This is a genomic window from Effusibacillus consociatus, assembly GCF_042652925.1.
Lineage (GTDB): Bacteria > Bacillota > Bacilli > Tumebacillales > Effusibacillaceae > Effusibacillus > Effusibacillus consociatus.
Window position 1 is genome coordinate 1 of record NZ_JBHSHC010000068.1, and the last position, 1,135, is coordinate 1,135.

Below are 1,135 nucleotides of genomic sequence, written 5' to 3' on the forward strand. Positions count from 1 at the left end.
CTTCCCCGTATTCCTTGACGATGTAGTCGATGGTTATTCCATCCACACCGCCGCTTCCGCCGTTCGTTTTAACCCGTTTCCACGCTTCCCAAAGAATGTCACCGCGGTGCACTTTGTCGTACAGCGCGTGAAACCGCCGCCTCGGGTTTCCCTTGGCCGCAAGGTATAGTGCGTTTTGGAGTTGTCGAGCTTTTGCTTTGGCGTAGTTAGCAGGTTTTACTGCATTCACTGACTCTTACCTCCTCCGGCACGTGAACAAAGCAGGGGTCCTTTCCTCCGCAAGGTTGTGTTGTCCTTGCTTCATTGGTACTACGACCCCCTCCGCCTCCCTCCCCGCAACTCGCCACTTCACCTTTCGGGCTTATAGGGTCGCTCTTTACGACTTTCGTCGTGCGAGGTAGGGTGTCCCTAGTTCCAGATACAACTTTCTCAGCATGCCGTTCCCCTTGCACCGGAGAGTTCTTCCGCGCTGCGCTTCCAAGGTCTTCACGCGTTCCATGGCCTTCGCCCATATTCCCGAGGCTTGGCTCTCTCTTGTCCTTTGCAGGTTCTTTTTGACGATGCGGCAGGATTCACTTGATGTTACGGCCTGCTGATTTGCTCGCACTCTTGCAAGAGTTACTTTGTCACAGGGCTTCAACCTTAGGATCTCTCCACCAGTTGCCTGTCAGCTACGAGGCGACTTGGCTCTTACCTCGACCGGACTCACACCGGCTAGTTGTACCTAGCTTGGCTAGGCGCGCGAAATGGAAAAAAGCCGCCTGGCGACTTAATGGTGTTTCAGGGGGCCTGATAGAAAAACGCGGATTTAGGACGCTGAGAGTTGTATTTGGTCGTTTTGACGTACGGGATCTCAATTGTTGATTGCTGACTGTGCATTCACTAAAACCATTTCCGTAAGAAAACGAATCTCCTAGGGGAAGAGCTGTTGCATCCAAAATGCTTCGCAGTTGGTTCTTACTTACACTTAGCTTTGCTTAGCATAGAAGAGCAGCTGCTCCAGTGCCATGAGGGGCCGCCATAGAGCGGATTAACCACCTTAACGAGAAGGGTAATTTGAAATGTTAATCGGGTAGGAGGCTACCCATTAATTGAGTAGCCGGCCTCCCACACCACCGTACGTACCGTTCGGTAT

General features: G+C 52.2%; 1 pseudogene. It reads right to left on the reverse strand.

The features are described 5' to 3' along the window. Nucleotides 1-229, reverse strand: a pseudogene (locus ACFO8Q_RS09170) (group II intron reverse transcriptase/maturase); the annotation flags it as partial. Nucleotides 230-1,135: the final 906 nt, after the last annotated feature.